Source organism: Corallococcus praedator (assembly GCF_003612125.1).
Taxonomy (GTDB): Bacteria; Myxococcota; Myxococcia; order Myxococcales; family Myxococcaceae; genus Corallococcus; species Corallococcus praedator.
This window is the reverse complement of record NZ_RAWI01000411.1, coordinates 1-8,074: the sequence shown is the minus strand read 5'-3', so window position 1 is coordinate 8,074 and position 8,074 is coordinate 1. Positions and strand designations below refer to the sequence as shown.

Below are 8,074 nucleotides of genomic sequence, written 5' to 3'. Positions count from 1 at the left end.
GCCCCCGGTGGCCGCGCCCGAGCAGCGGGACCTGGAAGCGCACGTCGGCACGTACTGGCTGAGCCGGCTGGGCATCGTGGCGCTCATCATCGGCATTGCGTACCTCATCACCTACCGCTTCGGGGAGCTGGGGATGCTGGCGCGCGTGGGCGCGGGCTACCTGTTGAGCGCGGGGCTGGGCGCGTTTGGACTGTGGCTGTCGCGGCGCAATGAGTTGTTCGGCCGCATCGTCTTCGGCGGTGGGTTGGCGCTCGCGTACTTCGTCACCTATGCGCTGCACTTCATCCCGTCGGTGCGGGTCATCGACAGCCAGGTGCTGGCCCTGGTGCTGCTCGCGGGGTTCGTGGTGGCCATCGTCACCATCGCGCACCGGATGCAGTCGGAGACGGTGGCGGGCATCGCGCTGTTCCTGGGGCTGCACACCGGGATGCTCAGCGACATCACCGCGTTCACGTTGTTGTCCACCACGCTGCTCGCGGCGGGCGCGCTGTTCTTCCTCGTGCGCAACCGCTGGGTCATCGTGCCGCTGTCCAGCCTCGTGGCCGTCTACAGCACGCACGTCGTCTGGGCGGTGCGCACGGGCCACATGGCCCCCGGCGCGCCGGAGGACGACCGGCTCTTCCTGAGCCTGGGCTTCCTCGCGCTCTACTTCCTGCTGTTCTCCGTGGCGCTGCTCGCCCGCCCGCGCGACCTGCCCCTGCGCGCGAGCCTCGCGTTCACCCTGCTCAACTGGGTGGGGCTCACGTCCCTGGGCGCATACGAGGTCTCCCAGGAGCAGCAGTCGCACCTCTTCAGCTTCCTGCTCATCGTCGCCGCGGCCCATGGCGCGGGGGCGGTGGCGGCCCGGCTCCAGCGCGCGCCCGTGGGGTTGATGCACGCGTACCTGGCGCTGGGCGCGGTGACGCTCGCCCTGGCGATGCCCGCCCGCTACGAGGACGTCGCGCTGGTGGCGGCCTGGACGGTGACGGGGCTCGTCGCGGGGCTGGCCGCGCGCGGGGTGGATTCGCCGGTGCTGCGCGGCGTGGGTGTGCTCATCCTCTTCGTGGCGCTGGCGGCCTGTGAGTGGGAGACGCCGGGACGGCTGACGCTGCTCGCCGGGCTGGTGGTGGCGTTCGTGCTGGTGGAGCGCGGCGGGACGGTCCGCGTGGCCGGCCTGCCTGAACCGGAGACACGGCCGCTGTTCACGGCGGTGGGCGCGGTGGGCGCGGGCCTGTCCCTGGTGGCGCTGGTGGGCGCGCGGATGCCCTCGGGGCTCGTTACGTTGGGCTGGGTCATCGCCGCGTTCCTGCTCTTCGGCCTGGGCTTCGCGGTGCGCGAGCGGTGGTACCGGCTGGCCGCGCTGGCGGTGATGGGGCTCGCGCTGGGGCGGCTGGTGCTGGTGGACGTGGCGCGGCTGCCTCCGGATCAACGGGTGCTGACCTTCATCCTGCTGGGCGTGATGCTGCTGGTGGTGTCGTACACATACACGCGGCTGCGGGACAGGCGCGGTTGAGGTGGGAGGCCCCGCCCCGGCAAACGCGGCGGTCCATGGCGGCCTGACGCTCAGCCCTGCGCGGTCGGACGGAGGATGATCTCGCCCACGTCCACGTCGGCGGGCTGTTCGATCGCGAAGGCGATGGCGCGGGCGACGGCCTCCGGCGGCATCGCGAAGGAGTCCCGGGACGTGCCAAGCAGGGCCTTCATCTGGGGGCTGGTGACGCCCTCCGCGAAGTTCGTCCGCGTCATCCCGGGCGACAGGACCGTGACGCGCAGCTTGTCGCCGGCCTCCTGGCGCAGGCCCTCGGAGATGGCGCGCACGGCGAACTTCGTGCCGGCATAGACCGACTGGTTCGGGACGATGCGGTGGGCCGCGGTGGAGGCGACGTTGATGAAGTGTCCGGACTCCTGCTTGCGGAAGACGGGCAGCGCCGCCGCGATGCCGTACAGGACACCCTTGAGGTTGATGTCGATCATCGCCTCCCAGTCCTCGACGCGCAGCTCGTCGAGCGGTGAGACGGGCATCACCCCGGCGTTGCTGATCAATACGTCCAGCCGGCCATACCGCTCACACGCCAGTCCGACGAACCGGGACAGGTCGTCGCGGCGGCTCACGTCGATGCTGGCGTGGGTGGCTTCACCGCCCGCCCGAGCGATGCGGGACTCCAACGCCTCCAGGCGGTCCGCGCGGCGCGCGCCGAGGACGACCTTCGCGCCACGTTCGGCGAGCAGCAGCGCGGTCGCCTCTCCGATTCCGCTGCTTGCCCCTGTGATCGCCACGACTTTATCTTGGATTCCCGCCATGAAGCTCTCCCCAGTCTCTCGCTGCGAATCCGTCGATGCCCCAGAAAAGTAAGAGCCCTCTTACATGAGATCAAGACAATCGTCCAGGAGCCGCGCATGACGGTGCGCCGTCGCTACCACCATGGCGATCTGCGTGACGCGCTGGTGGAGACAGCGTTGGAGCTCATCGCGGAGGGGGGCGCTGCCGCGCTCTCGGTCGCGGAGGCAGCGCGGCGGACGGGCGTGAGCAGCGCCGCTCCCTACCGTCACTTCCCAAATCGCGAGTCCCTGTTCGCGGCGGCCGCGGAGCGTTCAGCCCTCGCCCTGGCGGACGCGTTCGAGAAGGCGATGGCCCGCGCGGAGGGCCCGGTGGAGGAGCTGGCCGCCACGGCGGCGGCCTACGTGAAGTTCGTGGTGAAGCGCCGCGCGGGCTTCGACGTCATCTTCTCGGAGGAGATCGATGCCCGGAAGGAGCAGGGTCTGGCGGCGGCGGGGCGACGGCTGATGGACATGATGCTGGAGCCCGCGCTGGGCATCACCCGGGGCGACGGGACGGCGGCCCTCACGCTCCTGGAGCATCACTTCGCGGCGGCGCACGGCTACGCGACGCTCTACCAGGTCGGTCTTCTCAACCGTCGCGGAAGGTCCACGGACATGGTGGCGGCCGAGGCCGCGCGCGTGAGCCGGACGCTGGCGGAGGCCGCCGCCAGGGCAGCCCATCCGGAACGCTGACGAGGACACGGGCCAACGTTCCGGGTAGGGTGGTCCCCGCACAACCCACCCCGGAGGCCCCGATGGCATCCCCCACTGATCCGCAGGACCCCTTCGAGCGCATCTACGTCGTCTGCGAACAGGTGCCGTCCGGGCAGGTGGCCACCTATGGCGACATCGCCGCCATCGTCGGCCAGGGCTGCGATGCGCGCGCCGTGGGCCACGCGATGGCCGCGCTGGGGTCGCGCGCGGTGAGCGTGCCCTGGCAGCGGATCATCAACCGCACGGGCGGTATCAGCACGTCCGGCGCCCGCCAGCGCGAGCTGCTGGAGGCCGAAGGGGTGGCCTTCGACGACAAGGGCCACGTGCGCATGGACGCGCACCACTGGAAGGGCCCGAGCGAGGCGTGGGCCCGCGCCCATGGCTTCACCGTGTTGCCGCCCCGGGACGCCCCGGCACCGTCTCCCCAGCTCAAGCTCTTCTAGGGTCCACCGGGCGTCCGGGCATCCGGGCGCGCGAGTGAAGCGCTCGGCGGCCCGCCTGCTTTTCTGCGGGGAATAAAGGCGTCACCGTCGTGTCCTCGCCCATTGCTTGGACCTCCGAATGTCGGTTCCCCTGCTGCGTTGGGGCCTCGTGCTCCTCGTCTGTCTCCTGGCGCCCGTCGGGTTCGCCCAGGACGTGAAGAAGGCCCAGAAGGCGAAGGCCAAGGCGCCGCGCCTGGTGCGCATCCACGGGGGGCACCGGCTCCACCGCGACGCGGCTGCATCCTTCGAGCGCATGACGGCGGCGGCCCGTGAGTCCGGGCAGTCGTTGCTCGTGACGAGCGCGTGGCGTTCGTACCAGCAGCAGCGCTACCTGTGGCGCCTCTACCGCAAGGGCAAGGGCGCGAAGGCCGCGCGACCGGGCCGCTCCAATCACAACCGCGGGCTGGCGGTGGACCTGGTCGTGGGCGGCGAACTGGAGTCGCCCACCTACGAATGGCTGGCGGGAAACGCGTGTCGCTTCGGCTTTCGCCGCACGGTGGCCTCGGAGCCGTGGCACTGGGAGTACCGGCCGCGCAGCACACCCGCACCCGGGGACGGCGAGGACTGTCTGGGCCGCCCTGTGAATGTGGAGCCGGAGCCCGCGCCGGCCGTGGTCCGCACCGACGCAAGCTGATGCCTGGAGCCGTTGGGCAGAAGGATTGAGAGGCATTGGTCGTTCTCACCCCATGCCCAGACCACGCCCGGGCTGGCCGGAACTGTTGGACTCCCAACCCCAGAGGGAGAAGCTGTAATGCATAATGAGCTCTAGACAAGACTAAGCCGCTTTTCATGAAGAACCAGACAACCACCTCATCTAGGGTCATGAATGGGCGCAGGGGCTCAGGCCGCTGGCAGCGCTCGCTCATCAATTCACCAGGAGACTCACGATGAAGGGCATGATGATCCGTAGGGCGGCTTTGGGTGCGGTCGTTGCCGTTCTGGTTGGCTTGGGCGGTGCCCCTGCCTTCGCAGCCAACGGCACGGCATACACGTCGGACGCGGGAGACACCGCGGGCAAGACCTACTTCAACGACGACGGCGACATCTACACCGTGTACGACACGGACTCCGACAATGAGGGCGTTGTCGGCTGGGTCGAGGTCCAGCAGGCCAACGGGTCGTGGAAGGCGTTCGCGCGCGTCTACGTTGGAACCGGGTACAACACCCACGCCAGCAACAACGTGGACATCGTCCGCGAGGGCGCGAGGGTCAAGATCGTGGCCTGCCGGCAGAACGGCCCCAGTGGTACGCCGTACTCGTGCGGTACGGCGATCATCTCCGGCAGCTGACGCGAGAACAAACGGGCCAGCCACCCCACGTGCGGAGTGGCTGGCCTGTGTCATCCCATGACTTGACGGAACCTGGCCTCTCAACGCGCGAGGAAGGCGCGCATCGCGGACACGACCTCCGCGTGCCGCGTAAGCCACAGGTAGTGGCCGGCGCCGTCCAGATTCACGAGCTTCCAGTTCGGCATGCCCTGGAGCAGCGCGTCCTGCGCGGCCTCGTGCTGGCGCAGCTCGGGCAGGAAGGCCCGGGCGCGTTCCGCCAGGTCCGCGGGCACGCCTTCGCGCGTGGCCAGGGCCTCGATCCAGGCGGAGAACGCCTGCCCGTCGGAGATGGCCAGCACCGGCCCGGTCAGCTTCGCGAAGTCCGGCAGGGCCGCGCCACGCACCGACAACTCTGTCGCTTCGGGGAGGCGGTGGTAGCGCAGGTAGGCGCCAGTCCCAGCGTCGAACTCGTACGCCTGATCGATTTCATGCGGCGGGAAGCTGCCGCCCAGATCTCGCGTCAGGATGGCGGACACGGCCTCCCGTGAAGGCTGACCGTCGAGCACGGAGAACGGCAGCGGCGGCAGGGGCCGGTCCTTCAGGAACGTGGCGATCTCCCCCCGGTTGTCCGTGGCGTCCAGGAAGATGAGCGCCTCCACGCGCTCCGGGTGATGGCTGCCCAACCAGTTCAACTCATCCCCCGCCAGGGAGTGCCCCGCGAGCGTCGCCTTCGAAAGCCCCAGCCCGTCGAGCGCGACCAGCACGTCGTGTCCCAACGTGGCGCTGTCATAGCCGGTGGCGGGCCAGCTCGACGCGCCGTACCCGCGCCGGGTGAACGCGTAGACGTGGTGCGTGGCGACGAACTCGGGCGCCAGCACGTCGTAGACATGCGCGGTGCTGCCCAGGCCCGGCAGGAACACGAGCGCCGGTCCCTTTCCGCCGTAGTCGAGCACCTCCAGCTCCACTCCCTGGGCCACCTGCACCCGCCGCACCTGATGCAGGGGATCCGCGCCCTCCCCACCGGGGGGCACGGACGGCGTGGTGGCGCAGCCGAAGAGCAGCAACAACGAGGACAGGAGCCAGGACGTTCGCATGGCCCGCAACCTTCGCACGGATCACCGCGTTCCCACGCGAAACCAGCTCCAGCAAAGAAAATCATGTATAATATGTTTTGTTGGTAAATTTCAATCTTACTGAATCCCTCTCTTGGAGACAGACGATGCGTGCGAACCGGAAGACGTGGTCCCCTGCCCTGCTGGTATCCGCGGTCCTGCTGCTGGCCGCTTGTGGTGGGAACGTGGTGGAGGAGTCCTCCCTGGAGGCGTCTGGGATTGGGACGGTGGAGGGCGAGGCGAACTCGCCCATCTATGACCGGGCGCGGGCCTATGCGGCCGCCAATCCCAAGCGGGACGGCGGTTCGTGGAACCAGTGGTGTGGTTCGCTGATGGTCCGCTTCGGACAGCTTCCCGACTCCGCGGTGCGGCCCACGGCCATCGAGGCCTACCGGGCCTCGAGGATCGTCTCGACGAACGCGTCCACGGCGCTGATCGGCGCCTTCCACTGGTGGGACATCGGTTCGGCGGGGCACGTGGGCGCGGACCTGAACGGCGGCGGCGGCACGGTCTTCATGGCGACGTACAACCTGTCCCAGTCCTGGGGGGATGCGATTGGCGTCAACAGCGTCTCCGGCTACTCGTCGAAGACGGGCGCGCGCTACCTGGGCTGGTCCATGGACTACGCGGGCGGACGCATCGCGGGGGGCGGCGGTTCGCCGGGAGGAAGCCTTCCGCAGACGTCCACGGAGTTCGACGGCATCCCGGGTGAAATCTATTACAAGCGCATCCAGACGGTGGGCCAGCGCGACTTCGGCTACACGGGCCCCATCGACGGGGTGACGGGCCCGAACACGGAGAAGGTCCGCGTGCGCATCACCGCGCGGGAGCTGAACAACCGGGGCGGGCCCCGCACCTCCGCGCAGGAGGACGGCATCCCCGGCGCCATCTACTGGACCCGCGTGCAGACCGTGGGCCGGAGCTTCGGCTACACCGGTCCCATCGACGGCGTCCCCGGCCCCGCGACCTACAAGGCCGAGCACCGCATCTGCGGCTATGCCGTGAACCGCGCGTTCTGACCTGGCGGATGGCCTGACGGCGCGGTGCGTGAAGCCGCGTCGGAACAGCCCGTGTGCCGACCGTCGCCATTCGCGGGGACGTCGGTTAGCGTGCGGCCCTCTCCATGGAAGAGGGGGCCCATGCGCGTCGTACCGTCCATCCTGGAATCCGTCACGGTTCATGCCGAAGGAGCGCTGTGCACGCGCGCTTTCGTGCTGTCCCCTGAGCAGGGCCACCTGCCCGACAAGGTCCGCATCCAGGGCCTGCCCCTGGCCCTGCGCGCTTCGTCCCTGCGCGCCCGGGTCGTGGAAGGCCCCTCCGGCCTGCTCGTCCGCGACCTGCGGCCCGCCTTCGAGGTGCGGCTGCCGTCGGAATCGGATCTGCCCTCGGAGCAGCACGCGCTCGAAGCCGCGGAGACCGCGCTGTCGGACGTGCACGGCCGGCTGGAGCGCGTGCGTGTGGAATTGGAGGCACTCCAGCGGCTGACGCCCGTCTTCCCGCCCGTGCGCAAGGGCCACCCACCGAGGGAGGCGCCCCTGTCCTCGATGTTGTCCCTGGCGGGCTTCGTGGACACGGAGCTGGCGGCGCTGCATGCCCAGCGGCTGGAGCTGGAGCGTCAGCAGCGCGACGCCACGGCGGAGGTGGAGCTGCGCCGCCGCCGCGTGCAGGAGCTGTCCTCCGCGCTCAGCGGCGACCGGGCCCAGTTGTTCCGCGCGGCGCAGCTGACGCTGTCGGGCCCCCTCCCCGCGAACACGGATGCGCGCCTCGTGCTGGAGTACGCCGTGTCGGGCGCGCGCTGGGTGCCCACGTATGACCTGCGCCTGCCGCGCACGCTGGAGGAAGGCACGCTGCGCATGCGCGCCGCCGTGCTCCAGCGCACCGGCGAGGATTGGACGGGGGTGCGGCTGTCCGTCTCCACCGCGGACCTGGAGCGCCGCGCGGAGGTGCCGGAGCTGAAGTCCCTGCGCATCGGGCGCAGCCAGCCTCCGCCCGCGCGCTCCGGATGGCGCGAACCCGCCCCGGGCCTGGACGAGCTGTTCGCGGGCTACGACGCCATGCGGTCCCCCGCCCCCGCGTCCATCGTGATGCATGAGCCCGTGCCCATGCCCAAGGAGATGCCGATGTACGAGGCCTCCGAGGAGGAAGGCGCGCTCGACGACGAGGATTCCTTCGGGGGCGCGCAAGGAGCCCCACCCGGAGC

Annotated in this window: 9 protein-coding genes; 7 read left to right on the top strand and 2 right to left on the bottom strand. The window is 70.0% G+C overall.

Annotated elements, in window-relative coordinates:
- Positions 1 to 1,492: DUF2339 domain-containing protein (locus D7Y13_RS34540; protein ID WP_120630919.1), on the top strand; the 1,492-nt coding region annotated here is incomplete at its 5' end.
- A 50-nt stretch (positions 1,493 to 1,542) separates the two neighbouring features.
- Here D7Y13_RS34540 and D7Y13_RS34535 read toward each other — a convergent pair.
- Entirely contained in the window at positions 1,543 to 2,280 is a 738-nt protein-coding gene (locus tag D7Y13_RS34535) for an SDR family oxidoreductase (protein ID WP_120537591.1), read from the bottom strand.
- Between the two features lie 96 nt (positions 2,281 to 2,376).
- On the opposite strand from D7Y13_RS34535, the gene D7Y13_RS34530 reads away from it, so the two are divergent.
- The 4 genes from D7Y13_RS34530 (at position 2,377) to D7Y13_RS34515 (ending at position 4,783) form a co-directional block, all read left to right on the top strand.
- Positions 2,377 to 2,991, top strand: coding sequence for a TetR/AcrR family transcriptional regulator (locus D7Y13_RS34530; protein WP_120585808.1), 615 nt, complete (start codon positions 2,377 to 2,379; stop codon positions 2,989 to 2,991).
- Between the two features lie 62 nt (positions 2,992 to 3,053).
- Complete coding sequence (locus tag D7Y13_RS34525; protein WP_120537593.1) at positions 3,054 to 3,455, top strand: MGMT family protein; 402 nt, start codon at positions 3,054 to 3,056, stop codon at positions 3,453 to 3,455.
- Positions 3,456 to 3,573: 118 nt separating this feature from the next.
- Positions 3,574 to 4,128 (top strand): M15 family metallopeptidase, encoded by a 555-nt coding sequence (locus D7Y13_RS34520; protein ID WP_120537594.1) that lies wholly within the window; start codon positions 3,574 to 3,576, stop codon positions 4,126 to 4,128.
- Positions 4,129 to 4,441: 313 nt separating this feature from the next.
- Positions 4,442 to 4,783, top strand: coding sequence for a hypothetical protein (locus D7Y13_RS34515; protein ID WP_147444530.1), 342 nt, complete (start codon positions 4,442 to 4,444; stop codon positions 4,781 to 4,783).
- A gap of 80 nt (positions 4,784 to 4,863) precedes the next feature.
- Here D7Y13_RS34515 and D7Y13_RS34510 read toward each other — a convergent pair whose 3' ends face one another.
- A complete protein-coding gene (locus tag D7Y13_RS34510) occupies positions 4,864 to 5,856 on the bottom strand; it encodes an alpha/beta fold hydrolase (RefSeq protein ID WP_120585807.1) in 993 nt (330 codons plus the stop codon).
- A 125-nt stretch (positions 5,857 to 5,981) separates the two neighbouring features.
- Here D7Y13_RS34510 and D7Y13_RS34505 point away from each other — a divergent pair, with 125 nt between their 5' ends.
- Both D7Y13_RS34505 and D7Y13_RS34500 read left to right on the top strand, forming a co-directional pair.
- A complete protein-coding gene (locus D7Y13_RS34505; RefSeq protein ID WP_120585806.1) occupies positions 5,982 to 6,893 on the top strand; it encodes a hypothetical protein in 912 nt (303 codons plus the stop codon).
- 120 nt (positions 6,894 to 7,013) lie between these two features.
- On the top strand, positions 7,014 to 8,074 hold a 1,061-nt coding region (locus D7Y13_RS34500; protein WP_120630918.1), incomplete at its 3' end, for a DUF4139 domain-containing protein.